19 protein-coding genes are annotated in these 21382 nt (G+C 37.7%); 16 read left to right on the top strand and 3 right to left on the bottom strand.

Translation table 11 applies throughout. From position 1 onward, the window contains the following. Positions 1-26: 26 nt before the first annotated feature. A complete protein-coding gene (locus tag BDR01S_RS02595) occupies positions 27-1175 on the top strand; it encodes an acyl-CoA dehydrogenase family protein (RefSeq protein WP_066256573.1) in 1149 nt (382 codons plus the stop codon). 42 nt (positions 1176-1217) lie between these two features. Here the strand turns inward: BDR01S_RS02595 and BDR01S_RS02590 are convergent, their stop codons facing one another. Together BDR01S_RS02590 and BDR01S_RS02585 are read right to left on the bottom strand one after the other, a co-directional pair. Further along, the gene (locus tag BDR01S_RS02590; protein ID WP_066256570.1) at positions 1218-1397 is read right to left on the bottom strand and encodes an H-type small acid-soluble spore protein; all 180 of its coding nucleotides are present in this window, start codon (positions 1395-1397) and stop codon (positions 1218-1220) included. A 101-nt stretch (positions 1398-1498) separates the two neighbouring features. Next, positions 1499-1681: a hypothetical protein gene (locus BDR01S_RS02585; protein ID WP_066256566.1), complete on the bottom strand. Its 183-nt coding sequence runs from the start codon at positions 1679-1681 to the stop codon at positions 1499-1501. 456 nt (positions 1682-2137) lie between these two features. Here BDR01S_RS02585 and ltaS point away from each other — a divergent pair, with 456 nt between their 5' ends. From ltaS to BDR01S_RS02565, 3 genes are all read left to right on the top strand, one after another. Continuing rightward, positions 2138-4087, top strand: coding sequence for a lipoteichoic acid synthase (ltaS, locus tag BDR01S_RS02575; RefSeq protein WP_066256560.1), 1950 nt, complete (start codon positions 2138-2140; stop codon positions 4085-4087). A gap of 96 nt (positions 4088-4183) precedes the next feature. Next, positions 4184-5089 carry a thermonuclease family protein gene (locus tag BDR01S_RS02570; RefSeq protein WP_066256557.1) on the top strand — a complete coding sequence of 302 codons (906 nt, stop codon included), beginning with the start codon at positions 4184-4186 and terminating at the stop codon, positions 5087-5089. Between the two features lie 129 nt (positions 5090-5218). After that, positions 5219-5731, top strand: a complete 513-nt coding sequence (locus tag BDR01S_RS02565; protein ID WP_066256554.1) for an HD domain-containing protein — start codon at positions 5219-5221, stop codon at positions 5729-5731. A gap of 53 nt (positions 5732-5784) precedes the next feature. Here the strand turns inward: BDR01S_RS02565 and BDR01S_RS02560 are convergent, their stop codons facing one another. After that, complete coding sequence (locus BDR01S_RS02560; protein WP_066256552.1) at positions 5785-6261, bottom strand: hypothetical protein; 477 nt, start codon at positions 6259-6261, stop codon at positions 5785-5787. Positions 6262-6465: 204 nt separating this feature from the next. Between BDR01S_RS02560 and BDR01S_RS02555 the strand changes: the two genes are divergently transcribed. From BDR01S_RS02555 to BDR01S_RS02505, 12 genes are all read left to right on the top strand, one after another. Beyond that, the gene (locus tag BDR01S_RS02555; protein ID WP_066256550.1) at positions 6466-9873 is read left to right on the top strand and encodes a DUF4956 domain-containing protein; all 3408 of its coding nucleotides are present in this window, start codon (positions 6466-6468) and stop codon (positions 9871-9873) included. 212 nt (positions 9874-10085) lie between these two features. Further along, positions 10086-11264 (top strand): cation:proton antiporter, encoded by a 1179-nt coding sequence (locus BDR01S_RS02550; RefSeq protein ID WP_066256547.1) that lies wholly within the window; start codon positions 10086-10088, stop codon positions 11262-11264. 198 nt (positions 11265-11462) lie between these two features. Beyond that, on the top strand, positions 11463-11591 hold the full coding sequence (locus tag BDR01S_RS26450) for a hypothetical protein (protein WP_268874648.1): 129 nt from the start codon (positions 11463-11465) through the stop codon (positions 11589-11591). A 247-nt stretch (positions 11592-11838) separates the two neighbouring features. Then, positions 11839-12834, top strand: coding sequence for an ABC transporter substrate-binding protein (locus BDR01S_RS02545; protein WP_066256545.1), 996 nt, complete (start codon positions 11839-11841; stop codon positions 12832-12834). 122 nt (positions 12835-12956) lie between these two features. Beyond that, positions 12957-13988, top strand: a complete 1032-nt coding sequence (locus tag BDR01S_RS02540) for an ABC transporter permease (protein WP_066256543.1) — start codon at positions 12957-12959, stop codon at positions 13986-13988. Then, the gene (locus BDR01S_RS02535; protein WP_066256540.1) at positions 13963-14757 is read left to right on the top strand and encodes an ABC transporter ATP-binding protein; all 795 of its coding nucleotides are present in this window, start codon (positions 13963-13965) and stop codon (positions 14755-14757) included. Before BDR01S_RS02540 ends, BDR01S_RS02535 begins: the two co-directional genes overlap by 26 nt. A gap of 251 nt (positions 14758-15008) precedes the next feature. Further along, positions 15009-16124 carry a 4-hydroxyphenylpyruvate dioxygenase gene (gene hppD, locus BDR01S_RS02530; protein WP_066256537.1) on the top strand — a complete coding sequence of 372 codons (1116 nt, stop codon included), beginning with the start codon at positions 15009-15011 and terminating at the stop codon, positions 16122-16124. 104 nt (positions 16125-16228) lie between these two features. Beyond that, complete coding sequence (locus BDR01S_RS02525; protein WP_066256534.1) at positions 16229-16849, top strand: flavin reductase family protein; 621 nt, start codon at positions 16229-16231, stop codon at positions 16847-16849. A gap of 5 nt (positions 16850-16854) precedes the next feature. Next, positions 16855-17784, top strand: coding sequence for a fumarylacetoacetate hydrolase family protein (locus BDR01S_RS02520; RefSeq protein WP_066256533.1), 930 nt, complete (start codon positions 16855-16857; stop codon positions 17782-17784). A gap of 4 nt (positions 17785-17788) precedes the next feature. Then, on the top strand, positions 17789-18952 hold the full coding sequence (locus tag BDR01S_RS02515; protein ID WP_066260186.1) for a homogentisate 1,2-dioxygenase: 1164 nt from the start codon (positions 17789-17791) through the stop codon (positions 18950-18952). Positions 18953-19062: 110 nt separating this feature from the next. Continuing rightward, positions 19063-19677 carry an NUDIX hydrolase gene (locus tag BDR01S_RS02510; protein ID WP_066260185.1) on the top strand — a complete coding sequence of 205 codons (615 nt, stop codon included), beginning with the start codon at positions 19063-19065 and terminating at the stop codon, positions 19675-19677. Positions 19678-19860: 183 nt separating this feature from the next. Beyond that, on the top strand, positions 19861-21222 hold the full coding sequence (locus BDR01S_RS02505) for an aspartate kinase (protein WP_066256528.1): 1362 nt from the start codon (positions 19861-19863) through the stop codon (positions 21220-21222). The last annotated feature ends 160 nt before the right edge of the window (positions 21223-21382 follow it).

Here is a 21382-nt window from a genome sequence, read left to right as displayed (position 1 = left end):
CCAGTAATGAGATTGGAGAGATGAAAATGAACTTTCAAGAACTAGATACATTGGATGAACGATTAGATCTTATGAGAAAGCTTGCAAAAGATTTCCTCGTACGAGCACATCAGGTTGACATAGAAGGCAGTTTTCCGTTTGCAAATATCCAGGACCTAAAAAATACAGGATACACGACTTTAACTGTTCCATCTATGTATGGGGGGAAGGAGATCTCACTCTATGAGTTAATTCGACTTCAAGAAACGATGGCGGAAGGTGACGGAGCAACCGCTCTTTCCGTTGGCTGGCATATGGGGATAATCATGAATTTACATGAAAAAAACTCATGGAAGGAGTCAATCTTTAGATATCTTTGTGAACAAGTGAAAAATGGTGCACTAATCAATAGTGCTCAAAGTGAACCAAAGACAGGTAGTCCAACGCGAGGCGGCAGACCAGAAACAACGGCTGAAAAAGTAAAGAATGGCTGGGTTATTAATGGAAGGAAAACATTTACGACAATGTCCCCCGTCCTAGATTTCTTTATTGTTAGTGCAACAATCAAAGAGACAAATGATGTCGCCAATTTTCTTATTCCACGATCAACAAATGGATTGAATATTGAGGAAACCTGGGATAGTATCGCATTAAAAGGAACAGGGAGTCATGACTTAATTTTGGATAATTGTTTAGTAGAAAGTGAATATCTAGTCGAGGAGTTTAGTTCCAACGCAAAAAGGGCAAATGGCTGGCTCCTCCATATACCAGCATGTTATCTTGGTATAGCAAAAGCAGCGCAAAGATATGCGATTCAATTCGCTAAGGACTATTCACCGAATAGTATTGTCGGACCAATCATCGATTTACCAAATGTTCAGCAAAAACTTGGTGAAGTTGAGTTAAAATTAATGCAGTCCGAATACATCTTATATGGAGTTGCAAGACAATGGGACCTTACAAACGATGATGGTCGGGAAAAGATGGGAGCAGCTTTAGGAGCTGCCAAATTATCTGTTACGAATATGGCAATCGAGGTTGTTGATTTGGCAATGAGAATTGTGGGTGCAAAAAGTCTTTCTATGAAAAATCCGTTACAACGATATTATCGAGATGTAAGAGCTGGCCTGCATAATCCACCAATGGATGATATGACGATCCAATTATTAGCTAAGAATAGTATTTTAAACCATTAATATAATAGACCATCTTTTCTTTGAAAAGATGGTCTGAATAAATTAGTCTTCGATAAGTTCTCCAATATCTACTACGGAGCGTTCTTCCAAAGGGCCGCGTAAATGTACTGTTGCTGTATGTCCCTCTTCATTTAATTGATCAATCCATACAGATGCACCATTATATTTGACTTCAATATCTGCAGATGATGATAGAATTTGTTTTACTCGGTTAATATTCATTACATTCACTCCTATAGAAATAGTCATTTATTTAACATCATTTCATTCCATTCAAATCCAATCGCAATCGCTTTCTTCTATTATATAGCAGGCTTTATACTTTAATAGGGATAGTCGATATGTATACCATTGATAGTTCCTGGCTCGTCAATATCTCCTAAGCTATTCAGATAATTATCTAGCTCAACCTGGAGATCGTTCGGAGCACCAGGCTTTAAGTGCCAATTTCCCGGTTCATCAACAAAATACGGACTTTTTGTGAATTCAGGCCTAATTCTGGGCATAATGTTCTCCTTTTTAAATTTTTCTGCTTTCCTTTTGTTTATGCTAACCAATGTTAGATGAGTTCATTCACGAAAATCGTTCAGCTTATAGCTGCTAAAGATAAGTCTATATTCATATTGCTCCCTAAACCATTCAGGTTTATGATAGGTTGAAATGAAGTCTTATGAAAAAAATGAAACTAAATATCATTTATTTCGTCTTACATTATGGAAGATTGAAATCAGTCATGTCCAACTGATAACTGACATAAAAATAAAATATGATAAATATGAAATGACCAATCAATTTACAGTGATGAATGTGTTTGTCGAAAAAGATAATCCGTGTAGATTTTTGTTGGAAAGAGGAGATAAAAACAGCATGATATATGTTTTTATTTTTATTAGAAATGTGGTATAGTAATTGAGGTTCGTTTACCGAAGCTTAATTGGTAAGTGAGGGGAGAATTTTTTAAAATGAATAAAATTAGACTACCTAAAATATTAAAAAATAGTCATATTACATTCTTTGCAGCGGCTGTATTTTTATTTTGGATCAAGACCTATGCTGCATATCAAATTGAATTTAACTTAGGTATTGAAAATAACCTGCAAAAGTTTTTGCTTTTGATTAATCCATTAAGTTCAGCGCTCTTCTTCTTTGGTCTAGCACTGCTTTTTAAGAAACGCTCGAAGATGATCATGATTTTTATTAATTTCTTGTTATCATTCTTATTGTACGCGAATATTGCCTATTATCGTTTCTTTAATGATTTCATTACAGTGCCAGTGTTAATGCAAACCAAAACGAATGCCGGACAGCTAGGGGACAGTGCACTGTCATTAATGTCACCATTTGATATTTTTTATTTTACCGATATGTTCATCTTGATTGCATTAGCACTAACAGTTTTCAAGAAAGTTACGGTAACGAGCAGAAAAACCTATAAAATCGTCCTATTATTTTCAATCACTACTTTTCTATTTAATTTAGGTTTAGCTGAGAAAGATCGTCCACAGTTGCTGTCACGTTCTTTTGACCGAAATTATTTAGTAAAGTACCTTGGTGCATACAACTTTACCATTTATGATGTTATCCAAAATATTAAATCATCAAGTCAGCGTGCGTTGGCTGATAGCAGCGATATTACAGATGTTGAAAACTACCGAAAAGCAAACTATGCCGCACCTAATCCGAAGTATTTCGGGAAAGCTAAGGGTATGAATGTCGTCTATATTTCAATGGAATCTTTTCAAAGCTTTATGATTGATTATAAAATGCCTAACGGACAAGAAGTCACGCCATTTTTGAATTCTCTGGCACATGATAAAAATACCTTCTATTTTGATAATTTCTATCATCAAACAGGTCAAGGGAAAACATCGGATGCCGAATTCCTGATGGAAAATTCATTATATCCTATGGCACAAGGTGCTGTATTTGTTAACAAAGCCCAGAACACCTATCAAGCTATGCCTTCTATTCTAAAAGGCCAGGGATATAGTTCGGCAGTGTTACACGGAAACTATAAAACCTTCTGGAACCGAAACGTAATTTATAAAGCATTTGGATACGATCAATTCTTTGATGCTGAGTACTACAGCATGTCTGATGAAAATACAAAAAACTATGGAATGAAAGATAAACCTTTCTTTAAAGAATCTATACCACTGCTTGAAAGCTTAAAGCAGCCGTTCTATACAAAGTTCATTTCATTATCTAATCATTTCCCATTTGAAATGGATCCGGAAGATACCAATTTCCCTGCTGGGGATTATGGGGATACCGTTGTAAACCAATATTTCCAATCCTCAAACTATATGGATCAGGCATTTGAGCAATTCTTTAATGACTTAAAAGCAAACGGTATGTATGATAATACAATCATTGTTATGTATGGTGACCATTACGGTATTTCTGAAAACCATAATGATGCAATGGCAAAGGTTTTGGGTGTCGATGAAATTACTCCTGCAATCAATGCTAAATTACAACGTGTACCATTATTTATTCACGTCCCTGGTGTAAAGGGTGGAGTTCACCACCAAGTTGGCGGGGAAGTAGATGTCCGTCCAACCATTCTTCATTTATTGGGTATTGATACGAAGGATTATATGGAATTTGGTTCTGATTTACTTTCAAAACAACACCGTAATTGGGCATTATTCAGAAACGGTGACTTTGTAACCTCAGATGTTATCCAGATTAATGAAAAATGTTATGCATCTGAAACTGGACTATTATTAGAAGACAGTACTGCATGTAAAGATGTTGATACCAAGGTTAATACTGAATTAAACATGTCTGATGAAATTGTTTACAAAGACCTGCTGCGGTTTTATAAGCCAGAAGGATATACACCAATTAATCCAAATGATTATGAGTATTTGGGGCCTAAAGGTGATAAAGTGATAGAAAAAAAGTAACATTATCAAAGAGAGAGGAGAATCGCTAACTTCTCTCTTTTTATTTTTGATTTTTAATAAAATAGATGGAATAAATCATTCTAAGGGGTACTAGTTATGAACAAAGGATTTCTCCAATTAATATTTTCTCTAATTGTAATGATCCCTATTCTACTCGGAGGTTGCTCTGGAACTGAACCAACTAAAGTAAAAAGTGAAGATAAAACTTCCTCCGTTGTAAAAAACAATGAAGATCACACAAATGAAACGAACGAACCAAAGGCTCAATCACAATCTCAAACAGAAGTACCTGCTAAATCGAAAATCACTAATAAAAAATTACTCCCTGCAACCATCGTTAAGAATGTCGATGGAGATACCATTAATATTAGCCTTAATGGAAAAATTGAAAAGGTAAGAATGCTTTGTGTTGATACTCCTGAAACACATCACCCTCGGTTAGGGGTTCAGCCATTTGGACCGGAAGCATCCGCGTATACCCAAAAAATTCTCCCCGTTGGGACCAAAGTTGAAATTGAACCTGGTATAGGGGATGGCCGAGATAAATATGGGCGCTTACTTGCCTATATTTATGTCAATGGAAAAATGTTTAATGAAATGCTGCTTGAACAAGGACTAGCTCGTGTGGCTTACATTTATGCGCCAAATACCCAATATGTAGATGAATTTTATGCAATCCAAAAGAAAGCACAAAAAAAAGGTGTGGGAATCTGGTCGATTGAAAATTATGCTCAAGAGAATGGGTATAATACAGATGCTGTTGACAAACCGAAAGATACAAGTACAAATTCAAAAGCTCCTTCAGAGAACAACTATCAAAATAACCCAAGTGATGATCAAGAAACAAACTTAGATTGTAAAAGCAAGATTAAAGGGAACGCGAATTCCCATATCTACCATGTACCGGGTGGGAGTTTTTATGACTCTACCACCGACAATATCGTCTGGTTTTGTTCAGAAAAAGAAGCACAGGATAAGGGATACAGAAAGTCTAAGAGATGAGATATTTTCTTCAATTGAACAGAGGGCATTTAGATGCCTTCTGCTTTTTTTTTATAAAAAATAGCCATGTACCAATTGTTATCATATAATAGATAAAATAATTATTTTGAAAAAGTTAGGAGAGATCGCATGAGAGACGTTACCCTATTAAATATATTTGAACATCATATTGCCCAAAAATATTTGAACCGCTCAGGTCTTGCCCATGCGATTGCTGTCGCTTATCACGCCTTCCAGTTAGGAAAAGAGCATAATTTAGATGTGGATATTGCCGCAAAAGCAGGCCTGCTCCATGATATGGGCCATTATACATGGTATAAAAATGGTAAATGGGATTATGACCTATACAAACAAAACGATATTCATCCAATAAAAGGGGCAGAGCGGGCACATAAGCTCCTAATTCGACTCGGTGAAAACCCAATCAAAGCAAAAACAATTGCCCTCGCTATTTTATTTCATACTGACTCTTTTCTCCCATCAAACGATATCGTTCGAACCCCGTTACAACAAATTGTTAAATGGGCAGATGAAAAAGATGAAGAAGAAGGCGGCATGCACCATTACCGAACCATTGAATATGAACGTGCAAAACAAAGCATTATCCGTTTAGACGAATGGATTGACAATGAAATAATATAGACTAAAGAAAAGGCGGTGCATTAGATGCATCGCCTTTGTTTATAGATTTAGATTTACTTTCTAGTAAATCCTTCTTCCTGAAGAAACGTCTCTGCTTCCTCATAGGTATCAAAACTTGCATCAAGGTTCAGGCCAAAATATATATTCCAAGAATCATTTTCATTAATTAAAACGAGGAGATTTTTCTCACTATCGACCCAGCGTTCCTCCTTTGAATCACCGATAATTGCTTCTTCCGTCGTTGTTTTCTCGACTGGAGATAGGGCTTGAATCGATTGTTTTAGCACTTTACGGAGCTGTTCATCGGAGAAATCACGAATATTGACCATCCCCTTTTCATCCGTATCATAATTTTCCAACATTCCTGCATAAACAAATCCATTCCCATTTGGGTGTAAATGATAAACAATGTTTTTCTTATCTGAGATACTGCCTTCGAATTGAAAATTGATGCGTCCAAGAGACACATTTTTGCGCTCCAATTCTGGAAATGATTCGATTATAGCTAATTTTTCATTAAATGTAAGCATAGTTTCCTCCATTATTTAAGTCAATCTTATTCATCATACAGATATTTTACCCAAACGTAAAACCTTTAAAAAAAAAGAGTCGCTGCGGAGATGATTTTTAGAGAATATATTGAAAATATTTATAGATAGTGTAAAATTACACTATAGAGGAAAAATAAGGATACTGATTTTTAAGGAATCCATTATGAAGGTGGGGAGTTTTTTATGGATCCGAATCAAAGCGAAGAGCGGAGAAAAAATTTTAGAAAAGAGTTATTTTTATTACGAGAGGAGGGCTATCTTTCAGAGGCAATTGTCGATACGGTGGCAAGAGCACATCATCAGTATCATTTGGATTTGTTAGAAATGGAGTTAGAACCTCCATCCACTGAAATAAATGTGGCTAGTAAGGTGGCTGCTCCAGAGAAACCGCAAAAAGTGAAAAAAAAGTTAACCCCGGAAGAAATTCGTGAGCGGAATATTACTTGGTTATTAAATATCGGTGTAATTTTCTTATTAATCGGTGGTTTATTTGTTGCCACAAGTAATTGGGAATCGATGACCAGTTTTATGAAAAGTGGATCTATTGCAGTCGTTGCCTTATTATTTTACGGTACTGCTTTTTTAACCAGGAAAGTATTGAAAATTGAAAAGACTGCCTTTGCCTTTAGTGTCCTTGGAAGTTTGTTTTTGCCCATTTTTATTCTATCACTCGGATGGTTTGGTCTTTTGGGTACATATTTATCAATAGATGGGGAGGGGCGGTATCTTCTCGGAATGCTGGGGAGTTTGCTGCCGATCATTGTTTACTATTTATTTGCAAAAAACTTAGGTTCCAGATTATTTGTTTGGTTTACTTATGTCTCGATATCACTAGGAACCGCCTTTCTGTTAGCGAACTTCCATCTGAAGATTGATCTCTTTTACCTGGGAATGATGGTTTTTAATGCGATTTTTATTATTGTATATCATCAGTTTAAACATAAGGAATCGTTTAAATTATTTACGATTGAATTTATTCCGTACGTCCAAGTTAATCTTGTTCTTTGTACACTTATGATGCTTTTTTTATATGATAACCAGGTCTTATATAGTTTCAACCTGCTGTTAACAGCGATTATTTATTTATCGATGATGTATGTGAGCGGGCGAAAAGAATACCATTTCATTTTTAGTATCATGATTGTGTATGGAGCCTATCAATTGATTGAACATAGCTTCCTTGATAATTTTGGAGCGATTGTTTATGCTTTAATCGGATTTGGGATGGTCTTCGTTCCAAAGGCTTTGAATGATCAGTTTACATTAAATAAGGCCTTCCAATATACAAGTGCTGTAATTTCCGGTTTGGCATTTATTTATATTAGTCTTGAAGGAATTCTCCTGCGTGCAGGTAATCAATCGATTGTGCTCATGGTTGCCTATTTTATCATTGCAGGTAACTTTATTTATTTGTCCCATAACGCTTCAAGAAAGTTATTTCCTTATTTAAGCGCGTTTTTTGCAGCGGCTGGAATTTATGAAACGGTTGCCTTATTGAGTCAGCCATTCGATAAAATCAATTTTTCTCTTCAGTTGTCAATCACAGGTTTTATCCTATTTAGTGTGTTAGGCATCTTACGCCTTTCAACGTATGTAAGGATTCTTCAGATTCCTTCTAGAGACGTGGGCATATCCATTATAGTGCTCGCGATGGTGACTGCCTTGCCGTTGCTGTTATGGTGGGAACTAGGAGTCATGTTATTCCTTTTTGTAGTTGCTGCCTTTCTGCTGTATAAGAATGAAACAAGGATGATCTTAAAGGAAGCGGCTTTATGGGTAATTCCTAGTTTTCTTGGTTTTTCTTTCGTAGCTTTTGGAGAAGAAATTAATACTAATTTCCCCGCGTACCTTAATTTATATGGTTATGCTATTAATTTTGCTATTGCTGCAATCTTGGTCTTATTATCAAGTTTTGTTTGGAAAAAAGCTGGGGAAAAGGAATTGGATAAGAATTCTTTATATACCTCACAGGCTCTTTATTCATTTGCCATTTTCTATGCATTGTTAAGTCCGATTAATGCATTATGGGTTCAGCCGCTTGTTTTGATCGTTGGAATCTGCATGTATTATTACTTGTATAAAAAAATTGGTACGATGTGGGTCCCATTTTTAGTAAGTATTGCAGCATTGCTTTCGTATTTTTCTATTATTCAAGCGGTTATGATGAAAATTACTTTTGATCAAACAACTCATTCATTTATCGCTTCTACGAGTGCAGTCATAATGCTAATAATCGCATTCCTTATTAGGAAAAATGACTTGAGTTTGTCACATGCGTTTGGATGGGTAGGACACTGCATTTATCCATTAGCACTCATGTATACATGGTTTGCATTTCAGTCAGACTCAGGTTATAGCTTTATCATAGCAATGTTTGTTTATGCTTTTAGCACAAAGTTGACTATACTAGAATGGAAAATAAAAGTTTTCCTTTATGGCAGTTTTACTTCCATATTCTTTATTGTTTCTACTGGATTAGAACAGTTACTTAATCAATATTTTGGAAATTATGAGTTTCCAATCACAAGTGGTTTTATTCTTCTATTTGCACTAATCGCAAAGGATGAATTTAAGAAACGGACAGCATATTATTTAGTCCCATTTTCAATGATCGGCATTTTGTTTACTGCTATGACCTATCCATTTGATTTGCTGCCTTATCTGGTAACACTTGCCTATATTCTGGGTTCAATGATTTATTTGCATAAGATTAAATGGGATTTTCTGGGGGTCGTTCCCTTATTCTTAGCATTTATCGCAACGGTTGAATACACATATTTTAGTGAATTAAATGAACTTGATAAAATGCTCTTGTCTGGAGGATTAGGAGTAGTTCTAGCAATGATTGGCCCATTCATTTACAAAAAGCTCGTTATATATGGACCGAAAATTCACCTGTCAAAAATAGACGGCTATACGTTTGTTTCATTCTTATTTTTCATCCTTATGTACAGTTTCGAGATTCAATCCATCTGGAATCAAGCACTGCCAGGCGTTCTGATTGCCGTTTTACTTTTGAGGCAAAGAAATAGAGTACCTGCAAGGTTCTCTGTCTTTATGACAATACTTGGCGGAGCCTATATATTACAACCATACTATTCAATAATAGCAAACCTTCATATTCCGTCTCTTTGGGAGCGGGAAGTGTTTGTTCTTCCATTTATTATTCTAATCATTTTCATCCGACGTTGTTTAAAGGGGCAATATTCGGATATCACGAAAGCTGTTCAATGGGGAGTCCTAATCATTGTATCGCTATTATTAATCCAGGATGGTTTAGCGAGCAACACAATTTATGATGCGCTTATTTTAGGAACACTCTCCTTGTTGTCGCTGCTTTCAGGCATGTTCCTGCAAATAAAGTCCTACTTCTTTGTTGGAGCAGGGGTATTATTATTAAATGTATTCCTGCAAACTAGACCCTACTGGGGGAATATGCCGTGGTGGTTCTATTTATTAATTGCAGGTATTATCTTGATAACAGTGGCAAGCTTTAATGAATGGAATAAGCAAAAAATGAATAAAGGTGAATCGACATTTATTACCCGTTTGAAGGAAAAGGTAATAGATAAGATAAAAAAGTGGGACTAATAGGTTAACTGCGGGTCAATTTTTATTGAATATTAACATAAAGTTTGTTATAATAGGAGTAATTAAATAATCAACTTACTATAATTGGAGGAGCCTGTCACCAAGGGATATTTATGTCCCTTGGTTGACAGGCTTTTTTTGTTTTCTCTCAAAAAGGGTCTGTTTATAAAATAGCAGACCCCTTTAATTTTTGACTAAGGAAAGGTGATTGGATGGAATTAATTTTTGAATTAGCCATTATTTTATTTGCCTCAAAGATGGCTGGGGATCTTTGTGTTAAGTTGGGTCAGCCCTCGGTTCTAGGGAAGTTGTTAATAGGGGTTATTTTAGGACCTGCTGTGTTAGGGCTCGTATCAGATACGAAGACCTTAGCTGATTTAAGCCAAATTGGCGTCATCTTGTTGATGTTTATTGCCGGTATGGAAACTGATTTGAATGAATTTAGACGGACCTGGAAAGCGTCAACCTTTGTCGGTATCAGCGGAATCATTGTACCTTTAGGGTTGGGTTACGTAGCTGGAATTTTGATAAATATGACAACTATCCAAGCATTATTTTTAGGGTTATTACTTTCTGCAACAAGTGTTAGTATTTCCGTTCAAGCACTTAAAGAGTTAGATAAGCTGCAATCGAAAGAAGGGACCACGATTTTAGGTGCAGCGGTTATTGATGATGTCCTTGTCATCGTCGCATTGGCCTTTTTAATGAGTATGGCCGGCGGAGAAGTAAATTTAAGCATGATGATTATGAAAAAGGTACTCTTTTTCATGGGTGCTATTTTAGTAGCTTGGAAGGTAGTTCCATGGGTACTAAAGAAATTTGCACCATTAAAAGTCACTGAGTCACTTGTTTCGGGTGCATTAATCATTTGCTTCCTGTTTGCCTATGTTGCTGAAATAACGGGTGTAGCGGCTATTATTGGGGCGTACATTGCCGGGGTAGCTATTAATCAAACAAATTATAAGAAAAAAATATTTGCGAAAGTGGAAACGATCAGCTATTCCATTTTTGTACCCGTATTTTTCACCTCGATAGGGGTAGCAGTAAGCTTTGACGGTATCTCAAAAAATTTCGGGCTAATTATTGGTTTTAGTATATTAGCCATATTAACAAAGTTAATCGGTGCAGCACTAGGTGCAAAACTTGCTCACTTTTCATGGAAGAATGCACTTGGAATTGGTGCGGCTATGGTCTCGCGCGGCGAGGTTGCCTTAATTATTGCGACGATTGGTTTGGAGACAAACTTAATCAGTCAGGAATTATTTGCTGTTTTAGTAGTGGTAGTCCTAATTACTACTATCGTTACACCGCCAATGATGAAGTTTTTTTTCAACGAAGGCGGTAAACGAACAGAAATGAAAAACACTGAATTAAGTAAAATTGGAATTTAGGTAAATAAAAATCCAGCCAAACCCTTGGCTTGATTTTTTAAGAAACCGATTGGAAGGGATTAGATTCATTTTTCTTCCCAGCATTTTTCAAATTTTTTTATCAAGTTTGTGTTAATCGAAAAAGTACCCCCATTAATAGGATGGATTAGTCGAATAATCTTTCAAAGCAATAAAATGACTAAATTCAGGAGGTTAGAAATGGGAACTATGATCATTGATATCGACAAATTACTGGAAGCAACGTCAAATCTAACATCTGAGAAAAACAACAATAAAGTGAAAAAAGTTGAAATAGATCTCTTACTTGAAAATACCCGTGATTGGTAAAAATAATATTGAACTAATAGTTTCTTAAAATGCCTTCTATATTAAAAGAAGGCATTTTTTGTTGTTTTTAGAAGAATAAATAGTAAGTGAACAATTTAAAGAAAGCCGATAGGATTATGCCGCTTTAAAGCAAAAAAATATTTTCAGCAAATCTATTGCTTTTCCTACGAAAAAATACTAGAATAATTTCTAATATATTAAATTTTTAGAAAATTGGTATTTTGATATTTAAGGGGGATTAAGCAAGATGAAGAACAAAGGTAAAGTTTTGTCAGTTGCCTTGGCAGGAATGATGCTGCTTGCAGGCTGCGGAAGTAAAGAAAAAGCAGGGGGTTCTGAAAAAGCAGGAGCAGATAAGGAGTTTAAAGTTGGAATTACTCAATTTGCACCACATCCATCTCTAGATGCTGCAACTGAGGGCTTTAAAAAAGCCTTAAAGGATAAAGGAATTAAGGTCAGCTACGATGAACAGAATGCACAGGCAGATATGAACAATACACAAACCATTGCCAAAAATTTTGTCGGCGACAAAGTCGATCTAATTTTTGCTAATGCTACTCCAAGTGCAACTGCTGCATTGAATGCAACCAAGGAAATTCCGATTATCTTCACATCGGTAACAGACCCAGTGGGAGCTGGATTGGTTGAATCCTTTGATAAACCGGGTAAAAACATTACCGGTACAACCGACAACCATCCAGAGGCAACGAAAAAAACGATTAGCTTTATTACAGACGAAGTGAAAGCGAAAAATATTGGAGTCATCTATAACTCCGGTGAACAAAATTCTGTTGTACAGGTAAAAGAAGTGAAGAAAATAGCAGAAGAGAAGGGTGCTAAGCTTGTAGAAGTATCTGTTTCAACTACAGCAGAAGTAAAGCAAGCAGCAGAATCATTAGTTGGACGAGTTGATGCCATTTATGTTCCAACTGATAATACAGTTGTTACAGCTCTAGATTCAGTAATTGCTGTTGCCAACAGCAAGAAGATTCCACTTTTCGTTGGTGAACTTGATTCCATGAAAAAAGGTGCAGTTGCAGCCAGCGGATTTAGCTATTTCGATCTTGGCTATCAATCCGGAGTAATGGCGGCTGACATTTTAAGCGGGAAGAAGAAGGCTTCTGAAATCCCGGTAGAGCTTCCTAACAGCCTCAAACTTGTGATTAATAAAAAGGCCGCTGAAGCTCAAGGCTTAACAGTTAATGATGCTTGGAAAAGCTTAGGTGAATTTTTCGAAGAATAACATAATATTATTCATAGAGTGAGCCTTCAAATGAGGGCTCACTCTATGAACCCTACATAAGCTTGATATAGGTTTTTGCATCTTAGACGCAGGCTTAATGATTTAAAGAAAGGATGATCTCAATGTTTACAGCTATATTTGGATCATTTGAAGCAGGTATTATCTATGCGATTATGGCTCTGGGCGTCTATCTTTCCTTCCGTATTCTGGATTTTCCAGATTTAACGGTGGATGGGAGTTTTGTCACGGGAGCAGCGATATCAGCAATGTTGATAGCTGGAGGAACGAATCCATTTTTAGCAACAATTATTGCATTATTCGCTGGTTTTGCTGCAGGATGTATGACAGGGCTTCTTCACACCTTTGGAAAGATTAATAACCTGCTTTCAGGTATTTTAATGATGATTGCATTATATTCAATCAATCTTCGTATCATGGGGCGCTCTAATATCCCCTTATTGAATACAGATACAGCTTTTACAAAAATCAGTGGTTTTTTTGAAAAAACAGGGATTGATTCATTTTTCAATAATATTCTCACCAAGGTCGGTCTCGGCGACAGCCTGCCGGAAACATGGGGAATTCTTATTTTTATGATTGTGGTAACTTTCGTCATTAAGTTCCTTACCGATTTGTTTTTAAAGACCGAAATTGGCCTTGCTGTCAGGGCTACGGGAGATAATAAACGGATGATCCGCAGCCTCTCTGCTAATACCAACCTTCTGGTTGTGCTTGGCTTAGGTCTTTCAAATGCGCTGGTAGCTTTCTCTGGTGCCCTAATTGCCCAACAAGGTGGATTTGCAGATGTGGGTATGGGGATTGGAATGATTGTGATTGGTCTAGCCTCTGTTATTATCGGTGAAGCCTTATTTGGTACAAAAACAATTGCCAGAACCACGTTTGCGGTAATTGGAGGTTCGATAATTTATCGAATTGTTGTTACGTTAGCTTTACGTGTTGATTTCTTGGACCCAGGTGATATGAAGCTGATTACTGCTCTCATTGTTATTCTTGCTCTTACGACGCCAAAAATCATTGAAGGTTCCAAAGAGAGAAAGCGGAAAGCCCGCAGAAGAATAGAAAAAACAAACATCATGCAGACATCTGGTCAAGGGAAGGGGGACCATCATGTTACAATTAAATCAAATTCATAAGATTTTTAATGAAGGGACACCTGATGAAAAAATTGCGATTGACCATGTGAACCTAACCCTTCAGCCAGGGGATTTTGTGACAGTTATCGGCAGTAATGGAGCAGGGAAATCGACATTGATGAATATCATATCGGGTGTTCTGATCCCTGATGTAGGGGAAGTATTAATTGGTGGAAAAAATGTCACCAATAGGTCAGAGTTTAGCCGCTCAAAAATGATTGGACGTGTATTTCAGGATCCAATGGCAGGTACGGCACCAAGTATGACGATTGAAGAAAATCTTGCGATGGCCTATTCACGGAACAAAATGAGAACGCTTCGGCAAGGAGTAACAAAAAAGCGACGTGATTATTTTCGTGAGGTTTTAGAATCGCTGCACCTTGGCCTCGAAAACCGCCTAAGTGCAAAGGTAGGTTTGTTATCTGGCGGAGAACGTCAAGCGTTATCACTGCTAATGGCTACCTTTACAGAGCCTTCCATCCTCCTCCTTGATGAACATACAGCAGCGCTTGATCCATCAAGAGCGGAATTAATAACGAACTTAACGAGAGAAATTGTCGACAAATACAAACTAACTACCTTAATGGTTACACATAACATGCAGCAAGCAATTGATTTAGGTAACCGATTAATCATGATGGATAAGGGTCAAATTATATTAGAAGTCAATGAAGAAAATAAGAAGCACCTAACCATTGAAGGGCTATTAATGGAGTTTAAAAGGATTCGTGGTGTCCAAATGGCAAGTGATCGTGCCATTCTTTCATAATAAAAAATATTTTTTTTAATCAGTCTTTTTTAGAATTGCAATAATAAAAAGTATTTCCAGTATTAATACAGTAGAAACTTCCTGCTATGGGTAAGTTTCTTTTTGTTTTTCAGGGAAATATTTCACATGTTTAGAAAATTCCTTTAGTACAAAAATGCGTTATTGCTTTACAACCCATCCTTGAAAGGACAAGATTCATTCATTTAGAATTAATTCAGAATATTATTTTTTAAACAATGGGGGGGTTCTAGATGAAAGAAAATAGAGTAAGGAAAGAACAATTAGCTGATGATTTTTTTCCGGTCCGAGATGTGGATTATATTGAGATTTATACAGGAAATGCCAAGCAGGCCAGTCACTTTTTTTGTACTGCTTTTGGATTTCAGCCAGTCGCCTATTCAGGTCTAGAAACTGGTAATCGTGAAACCGCTTCCTATTGTTTGAAGCAACGGAATATTCGTCTCGTCCTTACAGGTCCTTATAGTGAAGAAAGTGCTGTAGCCCAATTTGTAAAGAAACACGGCGACGGGGTGAAGGACGTAGCCCTGGTAGTCGATGATGTCGAGAAAGCGTTTGAAGAGGCAGTGAAAAGAGGGGCTATTGCCATTGATGCCCCGTTTGAAATGAAGGACGAAACAGGTGTGGTTAAAAAAGCCGTTCTTGGTACATATGGTGACACCATCCATACGTTAATAGAACGGAAAAATTATAATGGTACATTTTTGCCAGGGTTTATTGCATACTCCGCGTCACTACCTGTTAAAGATGCCGGTTTAATTGGGATAGACCATGTGGTTGGTAACGTGGAGAGGATGGAGGAGTGGGTCGAATATTACGCTAAGGTAATGGGCTTTAAAGAAATGAAACATTTCTCTGACAAGGACATCACGACGGAATATTCAGCCCTTATGTCAAAGGTTATGCACAATGGAGGACGGATTAAATTTCCGATTAATGAACCAGCAGTGGGGAAACGAAAATCACAAATTCAGGAATATCTAGAATTCTATAATGGTCCTGGTGTCCAGCATCTGGCGATATTAACGGAAGATATTGTAGCTACTGTCGCCATCTTAAAACAAAATGGGGTAGAATTCCTGAATACTCCAGCAGCATATTATGAGTCCTTAGGAGAACGCATCGGCAAAATTGATGAAGAAATAGAAAAGCTTCGCGAACTTAATATTTTAGTAGACCGCGATGATGAAGGCTATTTACTGCAAATTTTCACCAAACCTATTGTAGACCGACCAACATTATTTGTTGAAATTATTCAACGAAAAGGGGCACGTGGTTTTGGTGAAGGAAACTTTAAGGCTTTATTTGAGTCAATAGAACGGGAACAGGAGAGACGTGGGAATCTATAAATATAGAAAGATTTAAAAGAGGGAAAGTATTGAGCGGTTTCGGAAAAGGGAGAGATATATTTCTCCCTTTTTTAAAAATTTAATGTAACGGAGGTGAAATGGTTATGGAAATCTCACCGGAAACATTGGAATGGAGAGAGGCCTATAAATTATTAGTCGGTTCCATCCTTCCCCGTCCCATTGCCTTTGTTTCAAGCATCGACGCAAATGGGATTGCGAATGCAGCACCGTTTAGTTTTTTTACGGCAATTTGTGCAGACCCGATGCTGATCTGTTTTTCACCGATGAGAAGAGGAACAGATGGAGCTAAAAAAGATACACTTGTAAATATTGAAAGCACAGGTCAATTTGTCATAAATATTGTAAGTAACAGCATGGCCGAGCCAATGAATGACTGTGCGATTGAATTCAGTGCGGATGTTGATGAAATAGCAGAAGTGGGTTTAACGAAAGAACCAAGTATAAAGGTGAATGTGCCGCGTATCAAGGAGTCGCTCGTCCATTTAGAATGTGTACAGGAGCAAGTATTACATTTTGGTGATACCCCTGGTGCCGGGAGCCTGGTAATCGGAAGAGTAGTACATGTCCATGTGAATGATGAACTTTTTGATAAAGGACGAATCGATTCGGCCAAGCTTAACCCTATCGGTAGAATGGCAGGTAATATCTTTACGGACCCTTTAGCAAAAATGTTTGAAATGAATCGTAAAACGAAGAAAGAGTGAATGCCGTGAAATTTGTAACGTTTGAAAAAAGGGATGGGACAATCAGAGCAGGTTGGTTACTTGACCAACACCATGCCGTAGATATGTATGAAGCATCTGGTGGGATGCTGCCAAGTAATCTATTAGCTTTTTTAGAAAATAGTGACGCCTTTTTAAAAAGGATAGCTAGTTTATCCCCATACACAAAGGAACATAAAGGGGTTTACCCATTGAATGAACTCCGATTGCTGGCACCACTCCCTATCCCCAAGAGTTTTCGTGATTTTTATGCATTTGAGCAGCATGTGAAAACCGCAAGGGAAAATAGGGGTCTTGAAATGATACCTGAATGGTACGAAATCCCAGTCTTTTATTTTTCCAATCATCTTGCCATTAAGGGACCAGGAGAGGAAATTATCAAGCCTGCAATATGTGATTGGCTTGATTATGAACTGGAGATTGCCTGCATTATTGGAAAAGAAGGTAAAAATATCTCTGCGGATGGGGCAGAGGAATATATCTTTGGCTATTGTATTTTAAATGATTGGAGCGCACGCGATCTGCAAAGGAAGGAAATGAAGGTTGGACTGGGACCCGCTAAGGGGAAGGATTTCTCGACATCCATCGGACCGTGGATTGTTACAAAAGATGAGTTAGAACCTTTTAAATTGGGGAAGGGCTATGATCTTTCGATGAAAGCTCGCGTCAATGGGGTTCTTCTTTCTGAGGGGAATATGAAAGATCTCTATTATTCTTTTGCTGAGATGATTGAGAGGGCGTCAGAGGGAGTTACTTTGTATCCGGGAGAGATGATCGGTTCCGGTACAGTTGGAACAGGATGTATCCTTGAACTGGGGGAAAAGGTACACCGCTGGCTCACCCCTGGTGATCAAATAGAATTAGAGATTGATCAGCTTGGTGTATTACAGAATGAGATAATCGTAGAAGAGAGGTGAAATGATGTTCTACCGTCAAATGGGGAAGATACCACATAAACGGCATACAATGTTCAAAAAGGCTGACGGGAGTCTTTACAGAGAGCAGGTGATGGGCACACGTGGATTTTCGGGAACCCAATCGATCTTATATCACCAATTTATGCCGACAGAAGTCGTGAAGACAGAAATAGTGGGCAATTATATGCCTGAATATGAAGACCAGCAGCCGCTTAAGCACCGTCATTTTTTTACAAGTAATGTGTCCGCTAAAGGAGATGCCCTAGAGGCTAGGGAGTATATATTGGGGAATCAGGATTTATTAATCGGAACAGCCACTGTAACGATACCGATGAATAGCTTTTATCGGAATGGTGACGGCGATGAAATGCTCTTTATCCACTACGGCTCCGGAAAATTAGAAACAATGTTCGGGACACTTTCCTACAGGCCCGGTGATTACCTGAACATTCCGATAGGAACCATTTATCGGCTAATTCCAAACGAAAATGAAGAGACGAAAATGCTGTTTGTTGAATCGTTCAGCCAAATTACGACACCGAGGCGGTACCGCAATGATTATGGTCAGCTTTTGGAGTATAGTCCGTTTTGTGAAAGAGACCTTCGCGGGCCTGAAGCTTTGGTGACGTTTGATGTAAAAGGTGAATTTGAGGTGTTAACCAAATCACGAGGAATGATTACCTCGCATATTTTGGGGCATCATCCATTAGATGTCGTTGGCTGGGATGGGTATTTATATCCTTGGGCCTTTAACATAGAGGATTTCGAACCAATCACAGGAAGAGTTCACCAGCCGCCACCGGTTCATCAAACCTTTGAGGGGAATAATTTTGTCGTATGTTCATTTGTCCCAAGGCTGTATGACTATCATCCCGAATCGATTCCTGCGCCATATTATCATAGTAACGTGAACAGTGACGAGCTCCTCTATTATGTGGAAGGCAATTTCATGAGTCGGAAAGGGGTACAGGAGGGTTCTATTACGCTTCATCCAAGCGGAATTCCGCATGGCCCGCATCCAGGTAGAACGGAAGCAAGTATTGGAAAAAAGGAAACGCTTGAACTGGCCGTTATGATTGACACCTTTCATCCTCTAAAAATTGTCAAATCTGCACAAGCTATAGAAGATGTTAACTACATGTATTCTTGGTATGAAAAAAAGGAATAATGATTTTTGGAACAATCCAACAGATAAATTGTTGGATTGTTTTTTCAATCAAAAGTAAAAAGTGGTATGGTAGTAATAAGGAAAATTTGTAAATGAATAGAGGTGAAATCATGGAGTTGGAATCGATAGTAAGTATTTTACAAACTCATACTCCTAAGATTCTTGGAAGTGAGAAATTTTCAAAATACGCTGTGATGGTGCCACTCATTAAAAAAGAGGATGGAATCCATGTCTTGTTAGAGGTTCGTTCGCTTGAATTAAGGAGGCAGCCTGGCGAAATTTGTTTTCCAGGAGGAAGGATTGACGCACAAGATATCGATGAAAAAAATGCAGCTATCCGAGAAACGGTTGAGGAATTGGGTATTAATAAAGAGCAGATTTTAAACATACACCCACTAGATTATATGATTTCACCTTTTGGAATGATCATCTATCCTTTTGTGGGCCATATTATTAATCCAAAAAGGATTGTTCCAAATCCATCTGAAGTCGGGGAGATATTTACTGTACCTTTATCCTTTTTTATTCATAATGAACCAGAGATTTATAACATTGAATTTAGGGCAGAACCGGAAGTGAATTTTCCCTTTGACCTAATTGTCGGCGGAGAAAATTATAACTGGAGGACACGTGGGATTGAAGAATATTTCTACCGCTATCAGGGAAAAGTGATTTGGGGATTAACCGCTAAGATACTTTCCCATTTTATTGAAGTGATTCGTTAGTGTTAATCAGCGACAATAGAAAACGACCTCTAAAACAGTGGATTTCTAAAATGAACTCCACTGTTTTTGTAGGTATGTCCTCGTACGGCACACAAATGTGTTTTCGGAAGAGAAAAAACTTGATTATTTTCTGAATACAGTTAAAATTAAAATTATATTTTTAGATATTAGGGAGATGTAGGGATGAAGGTCGTAAAGTTTGGCGGGTCCTCGTTAGCATCCGGAAAACAACTGGAGAAAGTATTTAAGATTGTTGTCTCAGATTCTGAGCGAAAGGTAGTTGTGGTTTCTGCTCCCGGAAAAAGGTTTGCTGATGATAACAAAGTAACAGATTTATTAATTGAATGTGGAGAGCTCTGCTTGCAAAGCAAAGATCCAAAAGAAAAATTTGAGGCGGTCATCGAAAGATATTCCTATATAGCAGAAGAACTTGCATTACCTCGAGATATTATAAACGAAATTCATGATGATTTAACAAAGAGATTGAGCAGTGATAAAACAGAGCCTGAACGCTTTCTTGATTTGTTAAAAGCAAGTGGAGAGGACAATAATGCCAAATTAGTAGCGGCCTATTTTCAGGCGCAGGGTGTTGAAGCTTATTATGTGGATCCAAAAGAAGCGGGTCTTCTTGTCAGTGATGAGCCTGGAAATGCCCAGGTTTTACCAGAGGCGTATGATCAGTTATACTCGCTCCACGAGCGATCCGGGATTTTAATTTTTCCGGGATTTTTCGGCTATAGTAAACAAGGAGAGGTATTCACTTTTTCGCGGAGCGGGTCCGATATTACAGGTTCAATCCTTGCTAATGCCTTAAAAGCAGACCTTTATGAAAACTTTACCGATGTAGATGCTGTTTATTCTGTGAACCCTTCGATCGTAAAGAAGCCTAAGGAAATAAAGGAACTGACTTACAGGGAAATGCGCGAGCTTTCCTATGCTGGATTTACTGTGTTGCATGACGAAGCACTCGTTCCGGCATTTAGAGCAGGAATACCTGTTCACATTAAAAATACAAACAATCCAACTGCACCGGGCACGAGGATTGTTTATGAGCGGGATAATACGAATGGTCCAGTGATTGGTATTGCCAGTGATCAAGGTTTTTGCAGTATCTATGTAAGCAAATACTTAATGAATAGAGAGATAGGTTTTGGACGAAAGCTTTTAAGTATCTTAGAAGACATCGGGCTATCCTATGAACATACACCTTCCGGAATTGATGATGTTTCTGTGATCCTCCGTGAAAATCAAATGAGTGCTGAAACGGAGAAGGCAATAAAAGAACGAATTGAATCTGAATTACATGCGGATCTAGTGAAATTTGAACATAGTCTAGCGCTCATCATGGTTGTAGGCGAGGGTATGCGTCATAATGTGGGCACAATGGCAAAAGCCTCCAAAGCCTTGGCACAAGCTCGTATTAATATTGAGATGATAAACCAAGGTTCGTCGGAAGTAAGCATGATGTTTGGGGTTAAAGAAGTGGATGAAAAAAGAGCGGTTCAAGCTCTTTATGAGGAATTTTTTGTGGCTGTAACAGTTTAAGCTGGATATTAGATTATTGAGAAATAACTCACTCTCTTTTAGTTAAGATGCTTTATCCTTAATTGAGTAATCAGCAAAAGTAAAATAAGCGGAGATTTTCCGCTTAGATGCAGAATAGAGCTCGTTTCGGGGTAAATAAGGGGAGGTTTTCCGCCTAATC

The sequence above is a fragment of the Neobacillus drentensis NBRC 102427 genome (assembly GCF_001591445.1).
GTDB classification, from domain to species: Bacteria; Bacillota; Bacilli; order Bacillales; family Cytobacillaceae; genus Neobacillus; species Neobacillus drentensis.
The sequence above is the reverse complement of the archived record's forward strand: the minus strand, read 5'-3'. Positions and strand labels throughout refer to the sequence as shown.

What these genes read in the sequence shown, in the direction of transcription:
- BDR01S_RS02570 (WP_066256557.1), top strand. Translation starts at nt 4,184, where the DNA reads ATGAACAAAGGATTTCTCCAATTAATATTTTCTCTAATTGTAATGATC.
- BDR01S_RS02595 (WP_066256573.1), top strand. Translation starts at nt 27, where the DNA reads ATGAACTTTCAAGAACTAGATACATTGGATGAACGATTAGATCTTATG.
- BDR01S_RS02510 (WP_066260185.1), top strand. Translation starts at nt 19,063, where the DNA reads ATGGAGTTGGAATCGATAGTAAGTATTTTACAAACTCATACTCCTAAG.
- BDR01S_RS02515 (WP_066260186.1), top strand. Translation starts at nt 17,789, where the DNA reads ATGTTCTACCGTCAAATGGGGAAGATACCACATAAACGGCATACAATG.
- BDR01S_RS02535 (WP_066256540.1), top strand. Translation starts at nt 13,963, where the DNA reads ATGTTACAATTAAATCAAATTCATAAGATTTTTAATGAAGGGACACCT.
- BDR01S_RS02585 (WP_066256566.1), bottom strand. Translation starts at nt 1,681, where the DNA reads ATGCCCAGAATTAGGCCTGAATTCACAAAAAGTCCGTATTTTGTTGAT.
- BDR01S_RS02525 (WP_066256534.1), top strand. Translation starts at nt 16,229, where the DNA reads ATGGAAATCTCACCGGAAACATTGGAATGGAGAGAGGCCTATAAATTA.
- hppD (WP_066256537.1), top strand. Translation starts at nt 15,009, where the DNA reads ATGAAAGAAAATAGAGTAAGGAAAGAACAATTAGCTGATGATTTTTTT.
- BDR01S_RS02545 (WP_066256545.1), top strand. Translation starts at nt 11,839, where the DNA reads ATGAAGAACAAAGGTAAAGTTTTGTCAGTTGCCTTGGCAGGAATGATG.
- BDR01S_RS26450 (WP_268874648.1), top strand. Translation starts at nt 11,463, where the DNA reads ATGGGAACTATGATCATTGATATCGACAAATTACTGGAAGCAACGTCA.
- BDR01S_RS02555 (WP_066256550.1), top strand. Translation starts at nt 6,466, where the DNA reads ATGGATCCGAATCAAAGCGAAGAGCGGAGAAAAAATTTTAGAAAAGAG.
- BDR01S_RS02540 (WP_066256543.1), top strand. Translation starts at nt 12,957, where the DNA reads ATGTTTACAGCTATATTTGGATCATTTGAAGCAGGTATTATCTATGCG.
- BDR01S_RS02550 (WP_066256547.1), top strand. Translation starts at nt 10,086, where the DNA reads ATGGAATTAATTTTTGAATTAGCCATTATTTTATTTGCCTCAAAGATG.
- BDR01S_RS02565 (WP_066256554.1), top strand. Translation starts at nt 5,219, where the DNA reads ATGAGAGACGTTACCCTATTAAATATATTTGAACATCATATTGCCCAA.
- BDR01S_RS02560 (WP_066256552.1), bottom strand. Translation starts at nt 6,261, where the DNA reads ATGCTTACATTTAATGAAAAATTAGCTATAATCGAATCATTTCCAGAA.
- ltaS (WP_066256560.1), top strand. Translation starts at nt 2,138, where the DNA reads ATGAATAAAATTAGACTACCTAAAATATTAAAAAATAGTCATATTACA.
- BDR01S_RS02590 (WP_066256570.1), bottom strand. Translation starts at nt 1,397, where the DNA reads ATGAATATTAACCGAGTAAAACAAATTCTATCATCATCTGCAGATATT.
- BDR01S_RS02505 (WP_066256528.1), top strand. Translation starts at nt 19,861, where the DNA reads ATGAAGGTCGTAAAGTTTGGCGGGTCCTCGTTAGCATCCGGAAAACAA.